General features: G+C 52.6%; 25 protein-coding genes and 1 pseudogene. 16 read left to right on the top strand and 10 right to left on the bottom strand.

Going from position 1 to position 24,430, the window contains the following annotated elements:
• Positions 1 to 7: 7 nt before the first annotated feature.
• Positions 8 to 325, bottom strand: a complete 318-nt coding sequence (locus PAG01S_RS21205; RefSeq protein ID WP_033760000.1) for a NirD/YgiW/YdeI family stress tolerance protein — start codon at positions 323 to 325, stop codon at positions 8 to 10.
• Between the two features lie 40 nt (positions 326 to 365).
• Positions 366 to 3,239, bottom strand: a complete 2,874-nt coding sequence (locus PAG01S_RS21200) for an autotransporter outer membrane beta-barrel domain-containing protein (protein ID WP_062759684.1) — start codon at positions 3,237 to 3,239, stop codon at positions 366 to 368.
• 646 nt (positions 3,240 to 3,885) lie between these two features.
• On the opposite strand from PAG01S_RS21200, the gene PAG01S_RS22010 reads away from it, so the two are divergent.
• Positions 3,886 to 4,098 (top strand): putative hemolysin, encoded by a 213-nt coding sequence (locus tag PAG01S_RS22010; protein WP_223566314.1) that lies wholly within the window; start codon positions 3,886 to 3,888, stop codon positions 4,096 to 4,098.
• A gap of 537 nt (positions 4,099 to 4,635) precedes the next feature.
• Here the strand turns inward: PAG01S_RS22010 and PAG01S_RS21195 are convergent.
• The 3 genes from PAG01S_RS21195 to PAG01S_RS21185 all read right to left on the bottom strand — a co-directional run bounded on the left by PAG01S_RS21195 (position 4,636) and on the right by PAG01S_RS21185 (position 7,130).
• Positions 4,636 to 4,839, bottom strand: coding sequence for an Hha/YmoA family nucleoid-associated regulatory protein (locus tag PAG01S_RS21195; protein ID WP_010257166.1), 204 nt, complete (start codon positions 4,837 to 4,839; stop codon positions 4,636 to 4,638).
• A 234-nt stretch (positions 4,840 to 5,073) separates the two neighbouring features.
• Positions 5,074 to 5,517 (bottom strand): PACE efflux transporter, encoded by a 444-nt coding sequence (locus tag PAG01S_RS21190; protein ID WP_033744181.1) that lies wholly within the window; start codon positions 5,515 to 5,517, stop codon positions 5,074 to 5,076.
• Positions 5,518 to 6,119: 602 nt separating this feature from the next.
• Entirely contained in the window at positions 6,120 to 7,130 is a 1,011-nt protein-coding gene (locus PAG01S_RS21185; protein WP_062759683.1) for a LacI family DNA-binding transcriptional regulator, read from the bottom strand.
• Between the two features lie 108 nt (positions 7,131 to 7,238).
• On the opposite strand from PAG01S_RS21185, the gene PAG01S_RS21180 reads away from it, so the two are divergent.
• The 4 genes from PAG01S_RS21180 (at position 7,239) to PAG01S_RS21165 (ending at position 10,251) form a co-directional block, all read left to right on the top strand.
• Positions 7,239 to 8,252 carry a Gfo/Idh/MocA family oxidoreductase gene (locus PAG01S_RS21180; protein WP_062759688.1) on the top strand — a complete coding sequence of 338 codons (1,014 nt, stop codon included), beginning with the start codon at positions 7,239 to 7,241 and terminating at the stop codon, positions 8,250 to 8,252.
• Between the two features lie 143 nt (positions 8,253 to 8,395).
• Positions 8,396 to 8,932 (top strand): tetratricopeptide repeat protein, encoded by a 537-nt coding sequence (locus PAG01S_RS21175; RefSeq protein WP_062759682.1) that lies wholly within the window; start codon positions 8,396 to 8,398, stop codon positions 8,930 to 8,932.
• Between the two features lie 87 nt (positions 8,933 to 9,019).
• The gene (locus tag PAG01S_RS21170; RefSeq protein ID WP_010257152.1) at positions 9,020 to 9,469 is read left to right on the top strand and encodes a sigma-70 family RNA polymerase sigma factor; all 450 of its coding nucleotides are present in this window, start codon (positions 9,020 to 9,022) and stop codon (positions 9,467 to 9,469) included.
• Positions 9,466 to 10,251 carry an anti-sigma factor family protein gene (locus PAG01S_RS21165; RefSeq protein WP_045139867.1) on the top strand — a complete coding sequence of 262 codons (786 nt, stop codon included), beginning with the start codon at positions 9,466 to 9,468 and terminating at the stop codon, positions 10,249 to 10,251. Before PAG01S_RS21170 ends, PAG01S_RS21165 begins: the two co-directional genes overlap by 4 nt.
• 22 nt (positions 10,252 to 10,273) lie before the next feature.
• Here the strand turns inward: PAG01S_RS21165 and PAG01S_RS21160 are convergent, their stop codons facing one another.
• Positions 10,274 to 10,852, bottom strand: a complete 579-nt coding sequence (locus PAG01S_RS21160; RefSeq protein ID WP_033774155.1) for a YceI family protein — start codon at positions 10,850 to 10,852, stop codon at positions 10,274 to 10,276.
• Between the two features lie 698 nt (positions 10,853 to 11,550).
• Here PAG01S_RS21160 and arnB point away from each other — a divergent pair.
• Genes arnB through arnF form a run of 7 tightly spaced genes read left to right on the top strand, consistent with a single transcriptional unit; the run spans position 11,551 to position 18,899 of the window.
• On the top strand, positions 11,551 to 12,687 hold the full coding sequence (arnB, locus tag PAG01S_RS21155) for a UDP-4-amino-4-deoxy-L-arabinose aminotransferase (protein WP_062759681.1): 1,137 nt from the start codon (positions 11,551 to 11,553) through the stop codon (positions 12,685 to 12,687).
• A gap of 1 nt (position 12,688) precedes the next feature.
• Positions 12,689 to 13,672, top strand: a complete 984-nt coding sequence (gene arnC / locus PAG01S_RS21150; protein WP_010257142.1) for an undecaprenyl-phosphate 4-deoxy-4-formamido-L-arabinose transferase — start codon at positions 12,689 to 12,691, stop codon at positions 13,670 to 13,672.
• Positions 13,669 to 15,648, top strand: a complete 1,980-nt coding sequence (arnA, locus tag PAG01S_RS21145; protein WP_062759680.1) for a bifunctional UDP-4-amino-4-deoxy-L-arabinose formyltransferase/UDP-glucuronic acid oxidase ArnA — start codon at positions 13,669 to 13,671, stop codon at positions 15,646 to 15,648. The genes arnC and arnA overlap by 4 nt, the downstream gene beginning before the upstream one ends.
• Complete coding sequence (gene arnD / locus PAG01S_RS21140) at positions 15,648 to 16,550, top strand: 4-deoxy-4-formamido-L-arabinose-phosphoundecaprenol deformylase (protein WP_062759679.1); 903 nt, start codon at positions 15,648 to 15,650, stop codon at positions 16,548 to 16,550. The genes arnA and arnD overlap by 1 nt, the downstream gene beginning before the upstream one ends.
• A complete protein-coding gene (gene arnT, locus PAG01S_RS21135; protein ID WP_081114165.1) occupies positions 16,550 to 18,217 on the top strand; it encodes a lipid IV(A) 4-amino-4-deoxy-L-arabinosyltransferase in 1,668 nt (555 codons plus the stop codon). Before arnD ends, arnT begins: the two co-directional genes overlap by 1 nt.
• Positions 18,217 to 18,537 carry a 4-amino-4-deoxy-L-arabinose-phosphoundecaprenol flippase subunit ArnE gene (arnE, locus tag PAG01S_RS21130; RefSeq protein ID WP_022624286.1) on the top strand — a complete coding sequence of 107 codons (321 nt, stop codon included), beginning with the start codon at positions 18,217 to 18,219 and terminating at the stop codon, positions 18,535 to 18,537. The genes arnT and arnE overlap by 1 nt, the downstream gene beginning before the upstream one ends.
• Positions 18,534 to 18,899, top strand: coding sequence for a 4-amino-4-deoxy-L-arabinose-phosphoundecaprenol flippase subunit ArnF (gene arnF, locus PAG01S_RS21125; protein WP_022624285.1), 366 nt, complete (start codon positions 18,534 to 18,536; stop codon positions 18,897 to 18,899). The genes arnE and arnF overlap by 4 nt, the downstream gene beginning before the upstream one ends.
• A 104-nt stretch (positions 18,900 to 19,003) precedes the next feature.
• Here the strand turns inward: arnF and PAG01S_RS21120 are convergent, their stop codons facing one another.
• Positions 19,004 to 19,204 carry an HAD family hydrolase gene (locus tag PAG01S_RS21120; protein ID WP_062759678.1) on the bottom strand — a complete coding sequence of 67 codons (201 nt, stop codon included), beginning with the start codon at positions 19,202 to 19,204 and terminating at the stop codon, positions 19,004 to 19,006.
• A gap of 168 nt (positions 19,205 to 19,372) precedes the next feature.
• Here PAG01S_RS21120 and PAG01S_RS22700 point away from each other — a divergent pair.
• The 4 genes and pseudogenes from PAG01S_RS22700 to PAG01S_RS21105 form a co-directional block, all read left to right on the top strand.
• Positions 19,373 to 19,647 (top strand): annotated as a pseudogene (locus tag PAG01S_RS22700) (N-6 DNA methylase); the annotation flags it as partial.
• A gap of 118 nt (positions 19,648 to 19,765) precedes the next feature.
• Positions 19,766 to 20,098 carry a type II toxin-antitoxin system RelE/ParE family toxin gene (locus tag PAG01S_RS21115; protein ID WP_062759687.1) on the top strand — a complete coding sequence of 111 codons (333 nt, stop codon included), beginning with the start codon at positions 19,766 to 19,768 and terminating at the stop codon, positions 20,096 to 20,098.
• Positions 20,095 to 20,385, top strand: a complete 291-nt coding sequence (locus tag PAG01S_RS21110) for a helix-turn-helix domain-containing protein (RefSeq protein WP_022624282.1) — start codon at positions 20,095 to 20,097, stop codon at positions 20,383 to 20,385. The genes PAG01S_RS21115 and PAG01S_RS21110 overlap by 4 nt, the downstream gene beginning before the upstream one ends.
• Before the next feature lie 459 nt (positions 20,386 to 20,844).
• On the top strand, positions 20,845 to 21,789 hold the full coding sequence (locus PAG01S_RS21105) for an Rpn family recombination-promoting nuclease/putative transposase (protein WP_050680235.1): 945 nt from the start codon (positions 20,845 to 20,847) through the stop codon (positions 21,787 to 21,789).
• Positions 21,790 to 21,848: 59 nt separating this feature from the next.
• Here PAG01S_RS21105 and PAG01S_RS21100 read toward each other — a convergent pair whose 3' ends face one another.
• The 3 genes from PAG01S_RS21100 to PAG01S_RS22765 all read right to left on the bottom strand — a co-directional run bounded on the left by PAG01S_RS21100 (position 21,849) and on the right by PAG01S_RS22765 (position 24,414).
• Positions 21,849 to 22,451 (bottom strand): DUF2913 family protein, encoded by a 603-nt coding sequence (locus PAG01S_RS21100; protein WP_062759677.1) that lies wholly within the window; start codon positions 22,449 to 22,451, stop codon positions 21,849 to 21,851.
• A 595-nt stretch (positions 22,452 to 23,046) separates the two neighbouring features.
• Positions 23,047 to 23,973, bottom strand: coding sequence for an MBL fold metallo-hydrolase (locus PAG01S_RS21095; protein ID WP_062759676.1), 927 nt, complete (start codon positions 23,971 to 23,973; stop codon positions 23,047 to 23,049).
• Between the two features lie 288 nt (positions 23,974 to 24,261).
• On the bottom strand, positions 24,262 to 24,414 hold the full coding sequence (locus PAG01S_RS22765; protein WP_369690943.1) for a gamma-glutamylcyclotransferase: 153 nt from the start codon (positions 24,412 to 24,414) through the stop codon (positions 24,262 to 24,264).
• Between the last annotated feature and the right edge of the window lie 16 nt (positions 24,415 to 24,430).

Below are 24,430 nucleotides of genomic sequence, written 5' to 3'. Positions count from 1 at the left end.
TCCGGAATTATTTCAGAATGAAGAGCCGATCAACATCGATTTCGCTATGCCCGTCATCGCGATCTACCTCACCCGTTATCCGTACCTTTTTACCAATAAGGAAGCCGTCGTCGTCTTCGTCATCCTCGTCGACATCAATACGTATACGACCCGTTGAGTCCTGTAACCAGTAGTGGTCATCGTCAGCCCGTCCACTAATCGTACCGGTAAGGGTAACATGACGTTCGTCTCGCATGTTTTTTGCTTCTGCGATGGTGGACTCCTGCCGTGCGAAAGCGGATCCTGAGCAGATCAAGGCCAGCAGCATCCATAATGTTTTTTTCATTAACACCTCCTGTTATACGAGCGCTTGCTGCACGTTGATTCTAAAAACTAAAACGGTAGCCAGCATTAACCTGACGTTGGTTAAAACGTTTTCCGTCTACCATATCGGCCTCCAGGAAGAGCGTATGGCTGCTGATTTGGGCACTCAGGCCGACGCCGTTATTCCAGCCATTTCCTTTAAAGGAAAGACGTTCATTTGATCCGTTCAGAGCATAAGCAGCATCCCCGGCATACTCGCGCATTACACCCGTTTTTACATAGGTGTTGAGTTTGTAATTGCTCTGATTGATTTCATACCCTGCCAGCACGCTTGCCCGGCTCATCAGTGATTTGTAGCTTGAAAGTGTGATATTGAGACCATTAGACGCACCTACGGAAGCACCATCCTGATGACCTGCTGTCAGCTGTAGTTGTGGTTCAAGATAAAAACCTGCCAGCCGATCAGAGAAGCTGAACTTTTTGCCCGCCTCAAGCGATCCGCTCAGACCTGAAGAGACACCGTTACCGGATACCTGGTTATTCTGTGTATCGTGAACATTGAACTGATTCCTTAGCCGGTTGACTTTCACAACGCCATCAACATAGAAACCGGCATCATTTACCCAGGTGGTGTAGAAGCCATAATGCTCAGAACGGATGTTGCCGTTACCATTTTGGTAATGAGGCGATCCTTCAGTTACCCCCATGAACAGGCCCAGATAGATCGGAATTTCATCGGACAAACGTTTATCGACCCCAAACTGATAACCGGTGTAGTTCAGGCTGAAACGGCTCAGCTTGCCATTATCAAAGCCGCTGAACCGTCCATCTATAGCGCGCAGCCAGACATTCCCGGCTGTCTTACCCTGACGAACATCACCCATACGCTGCATCAGCGTCTGCATTTCGGCATAGTTCATCAGATAGCCAGTGTTGAGGAAGTTAGCCCCTGCGTTGGCCGTGCTGGTAATAGGGGAAGTTGCGTTGTCTTGCCCGGCAGGCGCCGTGCCACCGTTATCGGCTGGAGTCGCGGCAGGCTCATTGGCAGGATTCGCGGCAGGCTCATCCGCAGGGATAACGGCCGGATCATCTGCTTCAGGGGTTTCTGGTGCTTTAGGTGAGGAGAGTACCCAGTTGTTGCCTTGCTTATTGACCGAGTAAACATAGCCACCAAGTTCCACGTCGGCGTTACCTTTAAAGGTGGCGATGCCATCAGTCGTTTCAACCACAGTCAGTACTTCGTTGCCAGTGGTGACGGCACTGCCGCGGTTCTGTATGGTCAGACCGTAATCACCGGAACTACTCTCTGTCACCACAACTTTATCGCCAATGTTATTCACGCCAGCACCATCGCCTGCCAGATTGGTGCGCAAGGCGAAGTCGCCGCTGCCGCTGAGGTTGGCGATAGTCAATGTTGAATAGGTTGCGTCATCCGAGGCTGCAGAGAGGTCAACCAGCGAGTTACTCAATGTCAGATTATCGACATTGGATGTTCGCGATACATTCCAGGTGCTGTCGGTCAGATTAACGTTCAGATGGCCATTATTGACGTTATCGCTGCTGGCGCTGCCAGACCAGAGTGAACCCGATGTCAGATTGAGGTCGATGAGTCCGGCCCGGGAAAAAACGCTACCAACGATCTGCGCTTTTCCGTCGGTGGTGATGACACCTGCTGTATAACCTTCATCATATCGCGTAGCCATGGCTATCCCATCCGGGGAGCTCATATCAATGGTCAAATCACCCGTAAGATTCGCTTTACCACCAGCCATGGCGTAGACACCTGTAGCATTCTCCGGGCCGGTAATGGTCACTGCATCACCGTTAACTGTGCCACCGCTTGTGGACCAAATACCCAGGGTCATGGTATCCACATTTTTCATCATAATATCGGTGTTCTGCAGATTAATGGTTGCGCCGGTTGACTGTGCGGATACGCCATAAAAACCTGCTGAATAGACCGTATTGCGTTCTTCTTCACTGCCAATGAAGTTAACGATGGCATTGTCGCCCATAGCCACAATGCCGCCAGTCTGATCAGAGGAGATCACGCTACCAGCACCAATGTTTGACAGGCTGTTGTCACGGCCTGACAGACCTGCAGAGGTCTCACCCGCAGTACTGATTGTCAGATGATCGGCCTTCAGCTCACCCCAGCTCCAGATGCCAGCAGAAAGATCCCCAGTGGTAATAATGGTCGAGTTACTGCCCAGATCAACAGAACCATTATCCTGGATATTAATACCCTGCGAATTATTGCCAAGGGTGTTGATCGTCAATGCATTTGCTTTCAACGTGGCCACGCCATTAATCGACTCACCGGTCAGGTTATCAACCTGAACGGCATTACTGTTAAGGCCATTCGTCTGTAAATTACTGTCGTCGCCCAGACTGGCGTGACTTCCGTAACCACTGACGCGCAGAGCCGTTCCGCCAGTGCCCTGGGTGCTTATTTGCAGGTTATTTGCCTGCAGCGAGGAACTATTGCTGACAACGACGCCCTCGGCGAAAGAATCACCTGATGCTACCGTGGTGACCGAGGAACCGGATCCTAAACTGGCGGTTACATTTTTTCCGCCGAACTCAATGCCGACCGCTGTTTTACCGGAAACGTTGAGGGTTAACTTATCTGCAGTAAATTCACTGTTTGCCGCTTCAATAAAAATCCCTTTTGCATAACGTTCAGCATCTGTCACGCGAACTGTGCTGCCGCTGCCGATGGTAACCGTTGCGGCGGTAGCGCCATTAACCAGGATGCCATAATAACCGTCGCCAGATGACTGGTCGGCAATCAGCGTGGTGCCATCAGTTAAGATGATCTCATTGCCTGTCTGGCTTCCGATGACTGCAGCATAGCTAATCAGAGGCACAACCCCCATCCCACTTGCCAGCATTAATGCTTTTGCGATTTTATTTCGCGGGAATTTATTATTCATCTCAGTCACTCTTCCTTAAGAATTTATTGATAGTCTGATCGTTAAATGGCACCTGAATCGTGAGTTGTTATTCAGGTGTTAAGCAGCAGCGATATTTAAGCGATACCAATAAGTTGTAGGTTTTATTGATCCCATTAATGGCAGTGCGCATACAAATGTTGCGGGATTATGCAGCGGGAAAAGGATTTATGTAAAGGCATCGCAAGTGTGCCTGTTTTAAGTAAACGTTAAAGGCGATGCCGTATCCGCGATGAATTTCCATTAAAAATTAAGATAATGCATCGATTGTAATAATGGGGTTTTTGTTAATTATCTTCACATGCATTCTAATTTTGGCTTTATTCATTTTTTAATCACTGCATTAAAGGTCTATCTGCTTATGTGTCGCGTGAGGTTGTTAAGCGCGGGTTTAGTGGCAGCACGCTATAATTATGTATCGCTACCCGCAGTGGTGAGTGCAGAATGGAAACATGATGATTGTCACCCCTGAGGTTAACATGTGGCAGGAGAAAGGAGGATTCCTGATAAAGTCGTTGTTGTGCTATCAGACTTAATCACACCACTGGAGGGTAAATGCTTAATTCACAAAAATAAGGTTAAGAGAGGTTTTATGACCGTCACAAACAGGTTAGCAGGAGTTTCACTGATGTTACTGGCTTCACTACTTATCGCCTGCACACCGCACAGCAAGGAACCGCAGCGTTTAACAATGCGTAATCCAGCCAGTGAATATTGCGTTAATCGCGGTGGTCAGCAGGTCCAGGAAAAATCTTCGGCAGGTATAACAACCTATTGCCTGCTACCCTCTGGAGAAAGGATTGAGCAGTGGGCTCTGTATCATCGTGACCATCTGAAATGAATTCCCGTTTTGTTCGCCTGCATGCTCCCTGTTCGGGCGAACAACATTTAAATTTAATGGTATTGCATCATCTGAATGTGCTTAATACACCCTTGCTTAACGACTGAGCAGCCTTTTTAATCACCCTGACACGATTTGCCGTTCCGGGATCGGTGCTGGTGGAGCATGAGCTAAATTGGCAGCATATCGCCTGAAAAGATAATCATTATCGTAGTCGTGTGAGTCCGGAAGGCATTATTTGTACGAGCTTTTCTGAATACAACAGATGAAGCCAGTTTTGGCGTCATATTTAAAACGGTTTACAGTGGTCTGGCAGGTTTGTCTTACTATTTCTTACAGCGCTTTATGTCGTGCGTTTGTTGAGAATGACAGAGCATCACAGCACTAAAGGTGATGCTCTGATTTATCTGTTCACCGATTCTGCCCGACGGAGATCAAAATGCATCGCGCCAGGATTATCAGGAATTGATGATCTGCAGGGTGATCAGCCCTCAGCAGATAATGGGTTATGAGTGATCCTGCCCTCCTTTTTTCACCTCAGCACACCAGTCTCCATACTTCTGAAGGAACTTCACTGTAGGTTTCATTCATTATTAGTTCGGCTTTACGATGATCGTAAGCGCCTTCAAATGAAGAGAGGTCGTCACCAGGCAGTTTTTTCCGCATATAGCTTGTTACGATATCCAGAATATCGGTTGACGGGCAGTTCCTTAACTTATTCAGATAGTAGACTTTGTCCATAATATTCTTGCTGATTTAACCTGTGAAATGAGCTTATACGCAGTCTGAACTTAATTTAAGCAGACGCGCCGTTATATCAATGCTGCCAGGCGAGAGTAAGCGGCTCCTGACACCAGATATACTTGTTTCCTTACGCATCGGATACATTCGGGCGCGATCACTCGCACGCGAAGTTCCATTAGCCGGCTAAGCGAAAGGTTAATTTCTGAAAGTAAATTTTAATGACATGATACATTAATTTAATATCTTCATTGATTTTGCTGATCTTCCCCAATCCCATAACAAATTGAACAGAAAAGCATAGGTCAGAAAAAATAGCACCAGTCCGGATTCAAGTCTCAACGCTGAGAATAGCGTAATATCCAGCCACCATGCTGCAAAGGGGATTAACACTAATAACAGACCCGCCTCAAACAGAACGGCATGGAGGCATCTCACTCGCAAGTTCTTTTTAAATCCTGTTTTTAGCTGAACACTGTCAAACATCAGGTTGAACAGGTAGTTCCATCCCATAGCCAAAGTTGATGAGACCAATGTAAGCAACAACGACTGCGATGGTGCTGCGGAGGTAAAAATAATCAGGATAAAGAAAACCAGCACATTAGCGACAACTTCGAATACCACCGCGTGCAGCACTCTCTCAGTTCTGGTACGCACCGGATATAAACACTTTTCCAAATCATACGCTCATTAATTAGTCGGGCACCGTACTGGCGCAGGAAAAATTCAGGGTGGCCGTAATATCAGTGAAACGGTTCTTCATACTGCCCTTTTTTAAACCGACGAGAACTTAGCATCAACCTGGCAGAAAGTGAAACCCAATAGGAATATGACGATAAAAACCCATTAGGTTTTGATATTGATCAACTCTGCAAAGTACGCTTTTAATGGCTAACCGTTCAGGACTGCGAGTGTTATTCCTGCTCTGTTTCCGCACCTCTGTCGCACATTAATTCACCCGTTTCACTTCGCTGTTTGTTCAGTCGGATACGATATTAACGTCATTACTCTGCATCTGAATATTAAAACCATAAAAAATGCGTATTTAGATTTATATTTTAATATTTAGATGATAGTTAGATTTTTTATCTGACATAAAGGGGCGGTTTCAGCTTGTCACTGCGATCAGATTATCTGTGGCAGGCTATTTTCTATGCACTTCTGAGCCAGTGAGCCACTTTCCCGGGCACTGCTTCGCGCGGGAAATAGTGCTGAATGCAATGATCGACGGCAGGTAAAGCATATTTCTTTACCGGTGGATATGACACAACGGGCAATCTTTACAGACAGTTTTCTGCCGTATAAATGATGAAATCCACTTTTCCGTTAATGTAGATATCGGGTCTCTCTCTCTGCTCCAGATAATTCAGCATCAGCTGCAGCGCGAGCTGGGCATGCTGCCGGGTGTTTTGATCCAGTGTCAGCGCAACGCTCTGCTGCGCCATCAGCGTGCGGGTGGTGGCGTAAAGCTCATGAGTAATCCAGATGCACTGATTCAGCCGACGATGTCGTGCCAGCGCCTGCCCGATCTCGGTATTCCCCAGCCCGGTGTTATAAATGCCCTGGAGATGACCGCTCTGTACCAGCTGCTTCTCCAGCAACTTACTGAGGGTGTCGCGATTTTCCTGGGCGGCCAGAACTTCACGTAACTGAAGATGGGGAAACCGACTGGTTATCAGGTCACGGAACCCTTCAATACGCTGACGATGCGCACTGTAATCCCGGTGCCCACTGACCATCAACACCTCACCGGGTTGATGCAGCATTTTGCCCATCAGCTGAGCGGCTGTACGTCCGGCCTGCAACTGATTGATCCCCACATGACAGAGCCGGGCGGCACCGGGTAAATCGGTGACCAGCGAGATCACCGGTACGCCACGCACCTGGCAATGGTCCAGCGCCTCATAGATCGCCGGATGTTCATGGGCAAAAACGATCAAACCATCCCGCGTCTCACCGCCCTGCCTGATAAGCTTTGCCAGTCGTTCTGGCTGAGCCTCGGGGACAAAAGTGCGGCGCAGCGTTAACCGGCGATAGCCCAGATGCGAGGCGACCTCGGTAAAATCCTGTGCCAGCTGCTTAAAGAAAAACGAATCGTTGCTGCTCAGCAGCAGTTCTATCTGCCAAGGATGACGATGCTCCTCCGGCAGGATCCGCTTCAGCCCGACTTCACGTGCTGCCTGCAGCACCCTGTGAACCGTCTCCGGCGCGACGCCGCCACGTTCATTGAGCACCCGATCCACGGTTGCCAGTCCCACACCTGCCCGTCGGGCGACCTCTTTCAGCGACATGCCGATCTCCTGTGAGGTAAACACCTCAAAACACCGTGCCGCCAGTGTAAAACGCAGCGTTATCCTGCAGATGCATCTTTCTGCCGGACTATGATGGAGTTCAAAAAAATGAATAAAAAGCAACGTGTTGCCCTGCTGGGGTGTGGCTTTATTGGTGAAGTTCATGCCGCGAATCTTCAGGCGCACCCCGGAGTTGAGTTGGTATGGGTTGCGGATGCGGATCCCGCGCGCGCCGCCGTCTTTGCGACCCGCTTTGGTGCCCGGGCCGCGTCTGTCACCGAGGCGATAAATGATGAGCAGATTGATATGGTGCTGATCGCCAGCGCGACGCCGACACATGCTGACTTACTGGAAGCCGCAGCCCGCGCCGGTAAAGCTATTTACTGTGAAAAACCGGTCGATCTCTCTCTTGAGCGGGCCCGCTCTGCCGTGGCTAATGTTCTTCCTTACAACGTGCCGGTCACAGTAGGGTTTAATCGCCGTTTTGATGTCAGCCATCAGCAGCTGAAGCAACAACTCCGCCAGGGGCGGATCGGCCCGGCGGAACTGATTCAGATGGTCTGCCGCTCCTCAGCCATGCCGCCGCTGGCCTATCTTCAGGCGTCCGGAGGACAGATGCGCGATCAGGCTATCCACTTTTTTGACCTGTTGCGCTGGCTGACTGAAGAGGAGGTGACAGAGGTGGCTGCGATGGGTGCAGCGCTGGCTCTGCCCTCGATCAGGGAATTTGACGACGTGGACACCAGCACGCTGCTATTGCGGCTGCAGGGCGGGGCGCTGGCACAGCTCGATAATGTCCGCCGCACCGGCTATGGCTACGATGAACGCATCAGTGTGATGGGACCGCACGGGATGCTGGAATCAGCCTCTCAGCCACAGCGCGGCGTCAGCTGCTATCAGGGTGCGCAGATTCAGCAGCCAGGCTTATTGCCCGACTGGTTCAGCCGGGTGCAGCCAACTTATTATGCTCATCTGGATGCGTTTATCCGATCGCTGAACGGTGAGCAGTTTGACGATCTTCCTGGCCTTGAGGATGGACTGAAAGCCCAGGCGATTGCGGAAGCTGCGGTGATCTCCCTGGCGGAACGGCGTTTCTGTGCGGTGGAAAAACTACCGTTCTGATTCAGCGTGGCACCCTGGCAAAAAATAATTTTATTTTTATCGAATAGAAACCGGCGCTGAGCTGTTTACCGTACAGCGCCGCGCTAGCGGACTGCATCCGGCGGGCTTTATCGCCTGTCTCACAGACCCGATAAGGATAAATTATGACAACGCGTTCTGGTTTTTCTCTGCTTGCCGTTCCGGCACTTCTGCTGATGCTGCACTCTCCGCTGAGTATGGCGATGGGCGACAATGACAGTGATAAAAAGACGCCTGACTGCCCCAAAGGTCAGGTCTATGACAGTCACACTAAAAGTTGTGTGCCTGAGAAGACCAGCAAGCTGAGTGACGACGATAAAACCCGCTATGCCTTGCATCTGGCGAAAAAGGGCGAATATCAGGCGGCGCTGAACCTGCTGGATACGCTGAAAAATCAGGATACCCGTGAAGCCTGGAACTATCGTGGTTACGCCACCCGTAAACTGGGCCGCACGGACGAGGGCATTGGCTATTATCAGCGCGCCATTGCACTTGATCCCCGTTACGCTAAAGTGCGTGAATATCTGGGCGAAGCCTGGATGATCAAAGGGCGTCCGGATCTGGCGCGCGAACAGTTAAAAACCATTGCCGGGATTTGTGGCACAGACTGCGAGGAATATCGCGATCTGCAGGCCGCGATCAATGGCCACCCCGAGGTCTGATGCGGCAGGGAGGAGCGAAAAATCACTCACAGTGACATCCGTCAGCACCTTGCGGAACATCTGACGCGGCTCTGGCGTTACGGCTATGTGCTGTCACACAACCGTGACATGGCAGAAGAGCTGGTGCAGTCAACCTGCGTACGCGCGCTGGAACGCAGCGCGCAGTTCACGCCGGGCACACGCATTGATCGATGGCTTTTTTCGATCCTTCACTCCATCTGGGCCAGTGATTTACGGGCGCGAAAGGTCCGGCAGGGACAGGGATTCGTGGATCCCGATGCGCTGCTGGCCGCAGACAACCACACCAACAGCGACGACAACCGCCATTTCCAGCGCATTATGCTACAGGTTAACGCTTTACCCGAGGCCCAGCGTAATGCGCTGTTTCTGGTGTATGTCGAAGGTCTGACCTATCAGGAGGCGGCAGAGACGCTCTCGGTTCCGATTGGCACGATTATGAGCCGTCTGGCCGCCGCACGTGCCACGCTGGCCAGACAGCCGGCGACCTCGCCCGCACCGCAGGAGAAACGGAGATGAACAGGGAAACTTTTACGCCACCGTGGCGCGATGAGGCAATCGTTGCCTGGCTGGATGGTGAGATGACGCCACAGGAAGCCGTGCAGTTTGAGCAGGCGATGGCAGGGGATCCCGAACTGGCGGCACGGGTTGAGCATTTACAGCAAAGTAATCTCGATTTTGAACAGGCTTTTGCGCCGCTGCTGGAACAGGCACCGCAGGCCAGAATGGCACAGCAACTGGCAGCCATCACGGCACCAGAGTCAATGCCAGCCAAAGGCTACAGCCGTCGGGCACTGATTGCTGCGTCTGTCAGCTTTTTGCTGGTGGGCAGTGGCATCGGTTTCCTGGCAAGACCGGAAGATGATGAGAAAGATGAAAGCCAGAATATCCGCGATCTGGAGGCGCGTTATATGTCGCTCTACAGTGCTGAAACGCTGGCCGATACGCCTGATGACGCCGCCATGCTGCAAAGGGGGCTGGACCGTACCCGACTCGATTTAGGATTGCAGCTGCATCCTCAGCAACTCAGCCTGCCAGGGGCTGAACTAAAAATGGTGCGGATCCTGCGCTACGAACGGACGTCGATTGCACAAATCGCCTGGCTGCATGCTGATTATGGCCCGATGGCGCTCTGTATCTCGCCTGAGCCGGACAGCGCGAATCCCATCGCCCATGAAAAGCGCCATGGCATGCAACTGGCATGGTGGAAGCGTGACGGCTATCAATATGTGCTGATTGGCCGCAACCCACCGGCTCAACTGGCTGCCACAGCGGAAACATTGCAGACAGCACTCAGTTAATCGGACCCTTCAGCGGTTACCGCTACAGCGGCTTTCTGCCCTGCGCGGCAATGGCCAGCGCAATGTTGACGCGATCATCAACCACCCCGACCAGCCGATCCATTCCGAAGGCTGAGCGGGAGATGGCGGTGGAGGCATGTAGCGCCAGCGAACCTGAAGCCGGATCAATTGTCTTTCCGCTGTCCAGCGAGGCCAGCATCACGACTGGCCGGCTGACATTTTTAACCGTCAGCACACCAAAAATACGATAATTGCCGCCACCCAGTGAGGCCACGCGACTACTGACAAAGTGAATGTTTGGGTAACGCTCTGCATCAAAAAACAGGTTACTTTTCAGTTGCCAGGTTAACAGGCTGTTCGAGGCCACCAGCGTCCCTACCGGAATAGTCACTTCAATATGATCGTCACGGTCTTCATCAGGATTGAGTGTCACCGTACCGGTCACACCCTGCAGTCTGGCCTGCGAAAATTGGTGACCAAAGGCGCGCCATGAAAGGCCTATCGACGTTTTATCGGGGGTAATGGCATAGGTTACCGGCGCGGCGTAAAGCACCGGGCTGAGCAGGGCTAACAGAGTGCATAAACAGGCGGCACGCATCATCACTATTTTCTCTTTTTTAGGCAGACCCAACGTTAACGCCTGAAACCGCGATCCTATTCACTTTTTTTAGCACTGTTTTTACCTTACAGGCACAGATAATCTGACAGATATTAACTGACTGTCACCTGAGAATCACCAAAGTGTAATGATTATTGCAAGGGCAGGACATTAATAACGAAAAATATTAAGAATACATTAAGACGGCTTTATTAATCTGTGATTCATCCTGAGATGAGCGGAGCGCTATTTTTTTCGATGTGATACTGTGAGTAGCAGGCTGAATTTAGCCCAGCAATATCAGCGTGTTAATTTTTCCCTCCAGAAGTGACTTCATCCGGATGAGCTGAACCCTGCTCTGGTGACTGACAGAGTCTGCTGATTTTAAACAAAATATCAATAAATCAAAAAGAGTTGATGCCAGAGCTATTATTAGCCATTTAATAGTGAACTTTTTCTGAAATCCTTAACTTGCTCTCCCTTGATTTTATTTCAATTCACACTCTTCATTTAATGTTCAGTTAACTTTCATACGGTAGTTTGTATTAGCAGTCCGGTAACCTTAATTCCAGAACGGGAAAGCGTGGTGTCGATAACATCCTGGCCGACTGTGAGTCATTCGCTATTTCAATTATTTTCCGGCGTTGTGCCTGATTAACAACGCGCGACAGCTTATGGGTTTGATCTGCAGGAGTTTTAGCATGGGTTTTTTGCCATTTTCCCGGCCTTCATTCGGTGATGAAGAGCTGGCTGCTGTTAAAGCGGTATTTGACTCTGGCTGGATAACGACCGGCGCAAAATGCGCCGAACTGGAGCAGGCCTTTGTTCAGATGACCGGCAACCAGCACGCCATTGCAGTAAGCTCTGCCACTGCCGGAATGCATGTCACGCTGATGGCGATGGGGATCGGGCCTGGCGATGAGGTGATCACGCCGTCCATGACCTGGGTCTCTACCCTGAACCTGATCACGCTTCTGGGTGCCACGCCGGTGATGATTGATGTGGATCCCGACAACCTGATGGTCACGCCGGACCGGATAGCGCAGGCGATTACGCCCCGCACCCGCGCCATTATTCCGGTGCATTACGCTGGTGCACCTGCCGATCTCGCGCCAATCTATCAACTGGCTGAGCAGCGTGGGATTGCCATCATTGAAGATGCGGCTCACGCGGTGGGTACCACTTATTACCAAAAACCGGTCGGGCAGCGCGGTACGGCGATTTTCTCTTTCCACGCCATCAAGAATATCACCTGCGCGGAAGGGGGCCTGGTGGTGACCGATGACGCCACTCTCGCCGAACGTATACGCAGCCTGAAGTTTCATGGCCTGGCGGTGGATGCGTTTGATCGTCATACCCAGGGGCGTCTGCCGCAGGCGGAAGTCATGATGCCGGGCTTTAAATATAATCTGCCCGATATCAGCGCGGCGATTGCGCTGGTGCAGTTACAGAAACTGCCGGGCTTTATTGCCCGCCGCCGTGAGATTGCCGAACGCTATCTTGAAGCGCTGCGCACGCTGCCGTTCACGCCGCTGTCACTGCCCGCCTGGCCACATCAGCATGCGTGGCACCTGTTTATTATTCGCATTGATGAACAGCGCTGCGGTCTGTCGCGCGATGCCTTTATGCAGGCACTGAAGACGCGGGATATCGGCAGCGGATTGCATTTCCGTGCGGCGCATACCCATAAATATTATCGCGAGCACTATCCCGATTTACGTCTTCCCGCCAGTGAACTTAACAGCCAGCAGATGTGTTCGATTCCACTGTTTCCGTCAATGACGGATCAGGATGTCGAACGTGTGATTCAGGCTTTACATGACATTGCCGGAGCCTGAGATGCGCGATATCAAACCGATCAACATGCTCTCCGTGGTCATCCCGGTCTATAACGAGCAGGAGAGTCTGCCGGAGCTGCTTCAGCGCACCTGCGCCGCCTGTGACTCAATTAAGATTGAGTATGAAATTCTGCTGGTGGATGACGGCAGCAGCGATCGTTCTGCCGAACTGATTGAACAGGCCGCCACCGTTCCCGGCAGCCGGATAACCGGCGTGCTGCTCAACCGCAACTACGGTCAGCATTCCGCCATCATGGCCGGATTCAGCCAGGTTCGTGGCGATCTGATTATTACGCTGGATGCCGATCTGCAGAACCCGCCGGAAGAGATCCCGCGGCTGGTTGACGCCGCGCGTCAGGGTTATGACGTGGTGGGTACCGTCCGTCAGCAGCGCCAGGACAGCTGGTTCCGTCGTAAAGCCTCACGCACGCTCAACCGGCTGATTCAGCGGGTCACCGGCAAGGCGATGGGCGATTACGGCTGCATGCTGCGCGCCTACCGTCGCCACATCGTCGAGGCGATGCTCAACTGTCACGAACGCAGCACTTTTATTCCGATCCTGGCCAACACCTTTGCCCGACACACCATTGAGCTGCCGGTGATCCATGCCGAGCGCGCTTTTGGCGATTCGAAATACAGCTTTATGCGCCTGATTAACCTGATGTATGACCTGGTGACCTGTCTGACCACCACGCCGCTGCGATTGCTCAGCGTGGTCGGCAGCCTGATTGCGCTCTCAGGCTTCGCCTTCTCTTTGGTGTTGATCGTGTTGCGACTCTTTTTTGGTGCGGCCTGGGCGGGTGACGGCGTCTTCGTGTTGTTCGCCGTGCTGTTCATGTTTATCGGCGCCCAGTTTGTGGGTATGGGACTGCTCGGGGAGTACATCGGGCGCATTTACAACGACGTTCGGGCGCGTCCGCGCTATTTCGTTCAACGCATTGTTCACGCTCCAGAAGAGCCTTCAGTACAGGATATTCAATCATGAAGACCGTTGTTTTCGCCTATCACGACATGGGCTGTGTCGGCATCAATGCGCTGCTAAGTGCAGGCTATGAGATCACCGCCATTTTTACTCACAACGATGTGGCGACCGAAAACCACTTTTTCGGCTCAGTGGCCCGTCTGGCGGCAGAGCATGGCATTCCGGTCTATGCACCTGACGAGGCGAATCACCCGATCTGGCTTGACCGCATCCGTACCATGGCACCAGAGATGATCTTCTCCTTCTACTATCGCCATCTGCTGAGTGATGAGATCCTGCAATGCGCTCAAAAGGGTGCTTTTAACCTGCACGGCTCGCTGCTGCCAAAATATCGCGGCCGGGCACCGCTGAACTGGGCGCTGGTCAACGGCGAAACTGAAACGGGCGTTACGCTACATCGCATGGTAAAGCGCGCGGATGCCGGTAATATTCTGGCGCAGCAGAAGGTCGCTATTGAGGATCAGGACAACGCGCTGACACTGCATCGTAAACTGACCCAGGCTGCAGAGCAGTTGCTCGGCGACGTTTTACCTCGTCTGCGCGAGGGTGAGGTGAGTGAATGGCCACAGGATGAGCGTCAGGCGACCCGGGTTGACCGTCGCACGGCCGAAGATGGCCGCATTGACTGGAATCAGCCTGCTCAGACGATTCACAATCTGGTCAGAGCGGTTACCGATCCGTGGCCTGGGGCATTCGCCTTTGCCGGTTCGGTTAAATTTATCGTCTGGAAGAGCCGGGTTCATCCGCAGCAGCATCAGGCAAAGCCAGGGACGGTACTTTCTAAGCAGCCCTTCCTGATCGCCTGTGGCGAAGGTGCGCTGGAAATCCAGACCGGCCAGTCCGAGCATGGCGTTTACATGAATGGCAGTCAGCTGGCGCAGAGTCTGGGCATCGTCCCTGGCGCGCTGCTCTATTCAAAACCGCAGTCGGCGCTGCAACGTCGTACCCGCGTGCTGATCCTTGGCGTTAACGGCTTTATCGGTAATCATCTCACTGAGCGTTTGTTACAGGATGAGCATTTCGAGGTCTATGGCCTGGATATCAGTTCAGACGCGATCAGCCGCTTCCTGGATCATCCGCGCTTCCATTTCGTCGAAGGGGATATCGCTATCCATTCCGAATGGATTGAGTATCACATCAAAAAATGCGACGTCATCCTGCCGCTGGTAGCCATCGCCACGCCAATTGAGTACACCCGCAATCCACTGCGCGTGTTTGAGCTCGATTTCGAAGAGAACCTGAAAATCATTCGCGACTGTGTGAAGTATCAGAAGCGCATCATTTTCCCATCCACTTCAGAAGTTTACGGCATGTGTACCGATGACAGCTTCGATGAGGATTGCTCTAATCTGGTCGTCGGGCCGATCAACAAACAGCGCTGGATCTACTCGGTATCCAAACAGCTGCTGGACCGCGTTATCTGGGCCTACGGCGAAAAAGAGGGGCTGCGTTTTACCCTGTTCCGTCCGTTCAACTGGATGGGACCGCGTCTGGATAACCTTAATGCAGCGCGCATCGGCAGTTCCCGCGCGATAACCCAGCTCATTCTTAACCTGGTAGAAGGCTCGCCCATTAAGCTGATTGACGGCGGCAAACAGAAGCGCTGCTTTACCGATATTCAGGATGGCGTTGAGGCGCTATTCCGCATTATCGAAAACAAACAGCTGAATTGTGATGGTCAGATCATCAATATCGGTAATCCGGACAACGAAGCCAGTATCAAAGAGCTGGCCGAGCAGCTGCTGGCCAGCTTTGAACGTCATCCGCTGCGCAGCCAGTTCCCGCCGTTTGCCGGTTTCCGCGAAGTAGAAAGCAGCAGCTACTACGGCAAAGGCTATCAGGATGTGGAGCACCGTAAACCGGCTATCCGCAATGCGCGTCGCCTGCTCGGCTGGACACCGACCGTGACGATGGATGTCACTATCGACAACACGCTCGACTTCTTCCTGCGCACCGTTGAGCCACAGGCTGATAAGTGATGAAGAAGATCGGTCTGCGGATTGACGTAGATACCTGGCGCGGCACGAAGCAGGGCGTGCCGGCGCTGCTTGAGCTGTTCCGGCGTCATGCGGTGCGGGGCAGCTTTTTCTTCAGCGTGGGACCAGACAACATGGGCCGCCATCTCTGGCGGCTGGTGAAACCGGCGTTTCTTATGAAGATGCTGCGCTCCCGTGCCGCGTCGCTCTATGGCTGGGACATCCTGCTCGCCGGAACGGCGTGGCCGGGAAAGCAGATGGGACGGAGATTGCGGCACATCATGCAGGACGCCACTCGTCAGCACGAAGTCGGTCTGCACGCCTGGGACCATTTTGCCTGGCAGACCTGGGCCGGCGTCTGGCCGCAGGATAAGCTGGTTGAGCAGATAGCACGCGGCACCGAAACGCTGAGTGAGATACTCGGTCATCCTGTCAGCTGTTCGGCCGCCGCGGGCTGGCGAGCCGATGGCCGGGTGATCGCCGCCAAACAGGACTTTGGCTTTCACTACAACAGCGACTGTCGCGGCAGCGGCCCGTTCCGGCCCATGCTGCCGGATGGACAGATCGGTACCGTACAGATTCCGGTGACGTTGCCCACATGGGATGAAGTGGTTGGCCGCGAGGTCAGCGCAGAAGGCTATAACGACTACATTCTGGCGAAAATGCTCTCTTCTGATGATGGGGCGGTCTACACCGTGCATGCCGAAGTCGAAGGGATTATCGGCTACCCGGACTTTGACCAGCTGCTGGCTGCTGCGGCCCGTCACGGCATTCAGTTCTGTCCGTTAAGCGAGCTGCTGCCCGACGATCTAAGTACCTTGCCGGTGGGCAGGGTGGTCAGAGGCGAAATCCCCGGACGGGAAGGGTGGCTGGGCTGCCAGAAACTGACTAAAGAGGCGAACTAGTGCGGATACGTAACAACACGAAGTGGCTACTTTTTTTCAGCTTTTTTATTCTCTATTACCTGCTTCCGCCGATGTTCCGCGATCTCTGGCAGCCGGATGAGACCCGTTATGCGGAGATCAGCCGGGAGATGCTGGCAACCGGTAACTGGGTGACGCCACACTTCTTCGGTCTGCGCTATTTTGAAAAACCGATTGCGGGTTACTGGGTCAACTCGCTGGGTCAGTGGCTGTTTGGCCACAACAACTTTGGCGTGCGGGCGGGATCGATATTCTCTACGGCGATGACCGCCGTGCTGATCTACTGGCTCGGCAGGCGGTTGTTTGGTTCGGCACGCACGGCTGCCGTCGGCACGATTATTTTCCTCAGTTCGCTGCTGGTCTATGGCGTTGGCACCTATGCGGTGCTCGATCCGATGCTGATGCTCTGGCTGGCTGCCGCGATGTGCAGCTTCTGGCTGGCGACGGAGGCCAGCGGACGCGCCGGGCGGGCGGGCGGCTATCTGCTGCTGGGTCTCGCCTGCGGCATGGGGTTTATGACCAAAGGCTTTCTGGCGCTGGCAGTGCCTGTGCTGGCGATTCTGCCTTGGGCGATCTGGCGGCAGCGACTGCGCGAACTGCTCTGCTTCGGTCCGCTGGCTCTACTCTCAGCCGCGGCGATCAGCGCACCCTGGGCGCTGGCGATCTATCATCAGGCACCGGATTTCTGGCACTACTTCTTCTGGGTTGAGCATATTCAGCGCTTTGCTGAGGACAATGCCCAGCACAAAGCGCCTTTCTGGTATTACCTGCCGGTTCTGCTGCTGGGAACGCTGCCGTGGCTGGCGCTGTTACCGGGCGCATTGATGACCGGCTGGCGCGAGCGTCAGCAGCATCCCGGTGCGCTCTATCTGCTGAGCTGGACGGTGATGCCGCTGCTGTTTTTCAGCCTGGCAAAAGGCAAGCTGCCAACCTATATCCTGCCCTGTTTTGTGCCGCTGTCGCTGCTGATGGCGCACTATGGCCTGAACGCCGCACAGCGGGCAGGGCGCGCATTAACAGTCAATGGCGGGCTCAACCTGATTTTCGGCATCATTACCCTGGCAACGGTCGTGCTGGTGCTCGCTCCCTGGAGTGTGACGCATCATCCGCTGTTCGCCACGCACGAGATGCTGAAGCTTGCGCTGGGGGCACTGGCATTTCTCATCTGGGGGCTGGTGGGCGCATATAGCTGCCGCTCTGCACAGCGCCGCTGGCTGGCGGCCGCGCTTTGCCCGCTGGGCGTCGCGCTGTTTATTGGCACGGCAATCCCGGATAAAATCCGCGACGCCAAACAGCCGCAGCGTTTTGTCTCGACGATCAGCCAGCGTCTGGCCTCAAGTCACTTTATCCTGGCGGACAATCCCGGCGTGGCATCTGCCGCAGCCTGGCATCTGCAACGTAGCGATATCGGCTTCTATGACACCAAAGGCGAGCTGGAATATGGGCTGGGCTACCCTGATGCGCAATCCCGCTTTGTCTCTCAGGCGGACTTCGGCGGCTGGCTTGCCGATCATCGCCGTACGGGAAGCGTATCACTGCTGTTGCTGGTTGATTCAGTACACAGTGATATCGGCGAGGATGTTCCGGTGCCGGACGCCGTCTATCGCCAGGGCAGGCTGGTCTGCCTCTATTACAGTCAGATGAAGTGATGCTGCTGCTGATTGTACTGGTCAGTCTGCTCAGTTGCAGCGCGCAACTGTGCCAGAAACAGGCGACTCACGCGGCATCGCGCCGGGTCCGCTTAAGCTGGATTGGGGTGAGCGTGCTGTTGCTGGGTGTCGCGATGCTTCTCTGGCTGCTGGTCCTGCAGCGGGTGCCTGTCAGCCAGGCCTATCCGATGCTGAGCCTTAACTTCATTTTCGTTGCGCTGGCAGGACGCATCCTCTGGCGCGAGCGCCTGACGCTGCGCCAGATCGCCGGCACGCTATTGGTGGTGACGGGTGTGGCGCTGATGGCGAGCCAGCTATGAAAGGGTATGGATGGGTCGCATGCAGCGTGCTGCTGGTCTCAGCGGCACAGCTGATGATGCGCTGGGCGATGCCGCGACTGCCCGATGTCAGCAGCATAACGTCGCTGCCTGCTGTTGCCCTGCTGCCCGCATTGCTGCTGCTGGCCGGGCTGGGTGCTTATGGAATTTCGATGCTCTGCTGGATTAGGGCGCTGCGCTATTTTCCGCTGAACCGCGTCTATCCGCTGCTCAGCCTCAGTTATGTGCTGGTGTGGCTGGTGGCTGTCTGTCTGCCGGTATTCCATGAGGCGTTCAGCTGGCACAGCCTGGCGGGCGTAGTGATTATTGTCATCGGCCTGCTGTGTATTGTGGTTAAGCCCTGATTTAAGAATGACGTTAGCGTTTGCGCATCAACTGCGCCTTTTATTAGCCTTTTCGTGCAGCGAGTAACTCTCGCGGCATTAAAGTATTTGCGGTAAACGGCGGGTCAGCAAAGCGGTTTTATCTTTGCAGCCAGCTCGCCAATATCGCTGACGATCAGATCAGGCACAGGCGCCAGCGGATACAGTACCTGCCCTTTGCGGGTAACAAATGCAGTTTTCATGCCTGCACGTTTTGCTCCACCCACATCCCAGCCATGCGCAGCCACCATCATGCACTCTGAGACGGGCTTGCCCATCTCTTTCATCGCTTACTGATGCGCTGGGGAGACTCTATCCGCTGAAACAGGCATGCAATGAGAACGGGGACTGTGAAACGTTCATGTTTGCAGAAATGTACTGCGGCGGGATAACGGACATTTATGCCCGTATCGGTGTGCGTTACTTCCGCCTGCTTAATTACACCCACATGACCGATGCTACCTTATGCAGATTGCCTGATTGAAGCCGGATTTAATCCATCAGTTCAGATGTCCGTCAGTTGATTTGATATTGATCCTGTCACGGTGGATATGGCGTTTATACAGCTTTCCCTGCTGGGCATTGCAGCTGAGGTTGTCACCGGTAATACGCTGACGCTGGAGTTTAACCGGGTGCGCTATACACCGGCTTACTATCTCAACGATTTTGAAGAATGTCTCAAAGCCAGCGCCGGATCAAGGCGATGCTGGATTTTATCAGGGCAATGTAGGCCATGGACAAAACAGCAGGAAACTACATGGTAGGGAAGCAGTGGTTACGGGTTTGTATGGGTGCATGAGTAATGCAGAAATTGCACAATATACGAAATTTCGTATAATGAGGTGATGATGCGTAAGAAAATCAGTTTTATTGACAGCAGTCTTGAGGAACTACGGGCTTTCCCGGAAGAGGCCCGGACCGCATCAGGGTATCAGCTTGACCTGATCCAGCAGGGACTGGAGCCGGACGACTGGAAGCATTTTGCTACGGTAGGTCAGGGAGCACGTGAAATCCGAATCCGGGGTAATGACGGCATTTTCCGGATCATGTATGTCGCCAAATTTGAAGAAGCCGTGTATGTGCTGCACTGTTTCCAGAAAAAGACACAAAAGACCAGCCAGAGTGACGTAGAACTTGCCCGAAATCGTTATCGCCGATTGGTTGAGGAGCGTAAAAAATGAATATTCAGACTTTTGATAATGTGTGGGACGCTCTTAGCGAAACGCCAGAGCAGGCGGAAAATATGAAACTCCGCGCCGAGTTAGTAGGCCGCCTGAATAGCTGGATTAAACGTAATGGCCTGAATCAGGCCACTGCTGCTGCTGCGCTGGGCGTTTCACAGCCCAGAGTGTCCGAGCTGGCAGGAGGTCGGATCAACTGCTTTTCAATTGATAAGCTGGTCAGCATGATGTCACATGCCGGACTGCACATAACCAGTATTGAGATAAGCGAACCAGAGGAAGCTTGAGCTGCCTTTTTGCATCGCGCGAACTGCCAGGACGGTAGCCCCTTCGGGGCAGGATAAACCCGGTGCTGATGCACCGGCTATACCCTTTCACCTGACCGTCTTCATCCCTTCCCATCTGACGCTGATAGCTTGCCGTTTCTGCTATCAAGTGACACTACCAAATTGGCCATCTGCAGAAGTGCGCATAATGTAATTTATGTTAAATGGTAGCAGAGATAGCCACATCTCCCAGCTGTATTGACGGTGATTTATGATTCCATCACTCATCTGGCTGTGCGAACTGCGACGAAGAATGATTATGCTTCGATTATTAGAGATCGTACGATGAAGCAGTGTATCCGAAAAAATTAAAAATAATCCGAACGGCTACCTGCAGGCATTGCAGATCTCTTCGCCATCAATACAGACGGTTTTCTGCCTGTGGTAACATACAGCGGTTATTTTTCAGAGCCGGGACTGATGAAGAAGAAGAAAAACCGCACACCAACTCCTCACGATGCCACGTTCCGGCAGTTTCTGACTCACCCGGATGTCGCCCGTGATTTCATGGAACTGCACTTGCCCGCAGAGCTGCGTGCTATCTGTGACCTCAGTACGCTAAAGCTGGAATCCGGCTCGTTCGTCGAGGATGACCTGAGGCAGTACTTTAGCGACGTGCTCTACAGTCTGAAAACCACAGCCGGTGAGGGTTATGTTCACGTGCTCATTGAGCACCAGTCTTCACCCGATAAACACATGGCTTTTCGCCTGATGCGTTATGCGGTGGCTGCCATGCAGCGCCACCTTGAGGCGGGCCATAAGAAGTTGCCACTGGTGATACCCGTGCTGTTCTATACGGGTAAACGCAGCCCGTATCCTTACTCCACCCGGTGGCTGAATGAGTTTGATGATCCGGCGCTGGCAGGCAAACTCTACAGCAGCGCTTTCCCGCTGGTTGACGTTACCGTCATTCCTGATGATGAAATCGCCGGCCATCGCAGCATGGCCGCCCTGACCCTGCTGCAGAAACATATTCATCAGCGGGACCTGGCAGAACTGACTGACCGACTGGCGCCCATTCTACTGGCCGGCTATCTGTCTTCATCACAGGTGATATCGCTGGTACACTATATTGTACAGGCAGGCGAAACAGCCGACGCCGAAGGCTTTGTACGCGAACTGGCACAGCGTGTGCCGCAACACGGAGACGCACTTATGACCATCGCACAGCAGCTCGAACAGAAGGGCATCCAGAAGGGCATCCAGAAGGGTATCCAGTTAGGCAGGCAGGAAGGCCGAAATGAGGGCATGCTGGAAGGCAAGCTGGAAGTTGCCCGTACCATGCTGCAGAACGGTATTGACCGTAATACCGTCATGAAAATGACCGGACTGACTGAAGACGACCTGACGCAGATCCGCCACTGACTTATTTAGCGGCCTCTCCGGCCGCACTGCTGATCCGCCAGGTACAGCCGCCCAGGGTCTCACTGCTCCATCGTTAGTTCATATTTTTCTGCCGTCAGCACATAAAACCCGGAAGGCCCATCAATAGCCATCTGCCATCCACAGCGGTTAAGAAGCGTTTCCAGCCCCTGCACGCGCCCGGTCATTCGCGCCATCACCGGTGTGAGCTGCTGGCCGTCATCGTCAAACGCAGCATCCAGGCTGCTCCGGGACAGATAAATTCCGTTTACGCCAGCGTTCAGGACAGCGGCATGTCTTCCCGACCACTCCCGATCGCTGAGCAACCGGTAAGCCCAGCACATATATTTCGCCATCTCCAGTGCATATGTCAGCCGGAACAGGTCATTCTGCCGGAACAATTCGCCTGTACATGAACGCCATAGGTAGTCCAGCTTGCCGGCAAGCTTTGCGCCGACGCCATACTGGCGCCCCTGCCTTAGCAGCCACTCAATGTCGGGCGCCACCTCACGGGAAAATCGGCGCTGCTTAAGTGCGGTTGCCAGCCAGCGTGTCAGAAAGAGATTTTCCTGAGCAGCAGAACTAACGGTCCCGTCCTGACGGGCAAGTGCAAGGGCTGCAAGAGCACACCAGGCCAGATGACCGGATTTTTGTGTCAGCGTCATTGCAGTCTGTCCTTCTTATAAATCATATTCGCTATTCTAACCGTGCTTCTCTAAGCAATAAATCGTATAGGGATAAATTTAGTTAACGGTTGGAAACTCACCAAAGGTAGATCTGAGGCTGTACGGCGCTTCACGTCCGATGCACCCGGTTACAGATGTTAAAATCCTGCATTTCAAAATTTTTCCTGCACATCCCGAACCTGCTTAAAGCAATGAAGCAATCAGGTGATTTCTCTTAACAGTGGCTATAGGGAGGGCTTTGCGAGGATTAAAAGCTGCGGGGTGCAATTGCCGGTGCTCAGTCAGGATCCTGACAGTAAGCGTAGCAGTGCTGACGAAGCGGACACGTTGGGGGAACATTGGTAGCCTTCTGGATGTTAGCGTCTTTAAACTTCCCGATAAGTTAAACAGTTTTGCATTAGCCGGACATATGAAGGAAGCAAAGAAGATGTAAAACGCCATTTTACAGCAGTAATTTTACTGCCGTTTACTATCTATATTAACAATAACAATTACCCTGTTCTTTATGCAAAAAAGGGCACCATCTCCACACAGACGGGCCCTTTGCTTAAACATAACTGTGTCTGATAAATACTTAGCCGCGAGCGGTCAGATAGGTGTACTCACTGGCAATCCAGGTGTAACCCTCTGCGTCCTGGCGCAGACGCCCAATACCCGGAAATGCCTGATGTGCTGCGCCGATCCAGATACCCGTTGACGACGTTTCTTTCAGCGCCCACTCTCGTGAACTCACCGCTTTTTCCGGAATAATGTCCAGGTCAATCGTCGCTTCAGCATGAGACAACTGCACTGCTGGTAAGTGAGTGATGTCACCCCAGAACAAAATAGTTTCACCAGCAGATTCAATACGGAAGCCGGAATGTCCAGGAGTGTGCCCTGGCAGGCCAATCACTTTCACCAGCCCAATTAACAGGTCGTCTCCATTTTCAAATGTCTGAAAACGGCCAGCTTTGATATAGGGCGCAGTAGCATTTTGTGCAACATCAATGAACCAGTGCTGAATTTCCGGAATTTTCACAGTTGTTGCTGAATCCAGCCAGAATTCAGCATCAGCCTTTGGCACCCAGACAGTTGCGTTCGGATAGGTTGCATTACCATTATCATCAGAAATGCCGCCGACATGATCCGGATGCAGATGAGTAATCAGAACTGCATCAATGTCTTCAGGGGAATAACCAGAGGCCCTGATGCTACCTTCAAGACGGCCCATGGTCGGCCCGAATTTATTACCTGAGCCCGCGTCGATCAGAACAATCTTTGAACCGGTATCGACAATGAATGCATTAACCGAAGTATCAATTTCACCGGTGACAGGATGTAATTGACGCTGCAGGGCAGCCTGGCGTTTATCAGCAGTAACCCCTGCGAATGCTTCAGGGTTAATGGCTACAATGCCATCATAAAGTGCAGTAATAGTGTAATTACCCAGGATACGACGCTGAAATCCAGCCGACTGCTCAAGGGAAGAAAAATCACGCGCAGGTTTTTTAATAGTACTCATAATGTCTCTCATATTTAGGGTCGGAATCATTTCCGTGGAGAGAAATATATCCGCTTGCTCTAAAGGTCAGAAGACAGAGATTTGATCATACTAAGTTATTAAATTTGATACCAATCAAACCCGGAAAAGCAGTCTTTTGCAATACATTGATAAGTAATTGTTTTATATATTTATTAATAAGGGAGTGACAAGGTAAAGCTAAAAAATTCCTTTTAACCAATTCAGCCGCACTCTCAGATGCTCTTGTTAAAGAGCTTCTGAGAGTGTGAAATTCGCCGAAGTTATCAATCACTGCAGGTGCTTCTTGCTGGCATGCATTCTTGCAACTTTTTCAGATAACTTAATAATGTACTCATCAGTAATATTGTTCTCATCCAGCGCGTTATTAAGACGATGCAGATAATCAGCATTTGTTCCTAACGGTCCCTGAGCTCGTGCAATACATTCAGCAACGCTT

It is taken from the genome of Pantoea agglomerans NBRC 102470 (assembly GCF_001598475.1).
In the GTDB taxonomy this organism is placed as follows: domain Bacteria; phylum Pseudomonadota; class Gammaproteobacteria; order Enterobacterales; family Enterobacteriaceae; genus Pantoea; species Pantoea agglomerans.
Note: the sequence above shows the minus strand (reverse complement) of the source record. Positions and strands in the feature narration are given on the sequence as shown.

Coding starts and splice junctions, on each gene's coding strand:
- PAG01S_RS21205 (WP_033760000.1), bottom strand. CDS start 325: ATGAAAAAAACATTATGGATGCTGCTGGCCTTGATCTGCTCAGGATCC.
- PAG01S_RS22010 (WP_223566314.1), top strand. CDS start 3,886: ATGTTACTGGCTTCACTACTTATCGCCTGCACACCGCACAGCAAGGAA.
- PAG01S_RS21105 (WP_050680235.1), top strand. CDS start 20,845: ATGAAGAAGAAGAAAAACCGCACACCAACTCCTCACGATGCCACGTTC.
- PAG01S_RS21115 (WP_062759687.1), top strand. CDS start 19,766: ATGCGTAAGAAAATCAGTTTTATTGACAGCAGTCTTGAGGAACTACGG.
- arnD (WP_062759679.1), top strand. CDS start 15,648: ATGAAGAAGATCGGTCTGCGGATTGACGTAGATACCTGGCGCGGCACG.
- PAG01S_RS21100 (WP_062759677.1), bottom strand. CDS start 22,451: ATGACGCTGACACAAAAATCCGGTCATCTGGCCTGGTGTGCTCTTGCA.
- PAG01S_RS21160 (WP_033774155.1), bottom strand. CDS start 10,852: ATGATGCGTGCCGCCTGTTTATGCACTCTGTTAGCCCTGCTCAGCCCG.
- PAG01S_RS21095 (WP_062759676.1), bottom strand. CDS start 23,973: ATGAGTACTATTAAAAAACCTGCGCGTGATTTTTCTTCCCTTGAGCAG.
- arnC (WP_010257142.1), top strand. CDS start 12,689: ATGCGCGATATCAAACCGATCAACATGCTCTCCGTGGTCATCCCGGTC.
- arnF (WP_022624285.1), top strand. CDS start 18,534: ATGAAAGGGTATGGATGGGTCGCATGCAGCGTGCTGCTGGTCTCAGCG.
- PAG01S_RS21185 (WP_062759683.1), bottom strand. CDS start 7,130: ATGTCGCTGAAAGAGGTCGCCCGACGGGCAGGTGTGGGACTGGCAACC.
- PAG01S_RS21195 (WP_010257166.1), bottom strand. CDS start 4,839: ATGGACAAAGTCTACTATCTGAATAAGTTAAGGAACTGCCCGTCAACC.
- arnE (WP_022624286.1), top strand. CDS start 18,217: ATGCTGCTGCTGATTGTACTGGTCAGTCTGCTCAGTTGCAGCGCGCAA.
- arnA (WP_062759680.1), top strand. CDS start 13,669: ATGAAGACCGTTGTTTTCGCCTATCACGACATGGGCTGTGTCGGCATC.
- PAG01S_RS21180 (WP_062759688.1), top strand. CDS start 7,239: ATGAATAAAAAGCAACGTGTTGCCCTGCTGGGGTGTGGCTTTATTGGT.
- arnB (WP_062759681.1), top strand. CDS start 11,551: ATGGGTTTTTTGCCATTTTCCCGGCCTTCATTCGGTGATGAAGAGCTG.
- PAG01S_RS21165 (WP_045139867.1), top strand. CDS start 9,466: ATGAACAGGGAAACTTTTACGCCACCGTGGCGCGATGAGGCAATCGTT.
- PAG01S_RS21110 (WP_022624282.1), top strand. CDS start 20,095: ATGAATATTCAGACTTTTGATAATGTGTGGGACGCTCTTAGCGAAACG.
- PAG01S_RS21120 (WP_062759678.1), bottom strand. CDS start 19,204: ATGAAAGAGATGGGCAAGCCCGTCTCAGAGTGCATGATGGTGGCTGCG.
- PAG01S_RS21200 (WP_062759684.1), bottom strand. CDS start 3,239: ATGAATAATAAATTCCCGCGAAATAAAATCGCAAAAGCATTAATGCTG.
- PAG01S_RS21175 (WP_062759682.1), top strand. CDS start 8,396: ATGACAACGCGTTCTGGTTTTTCTCTGCTTGCCGTTCCGGCACTTCTG.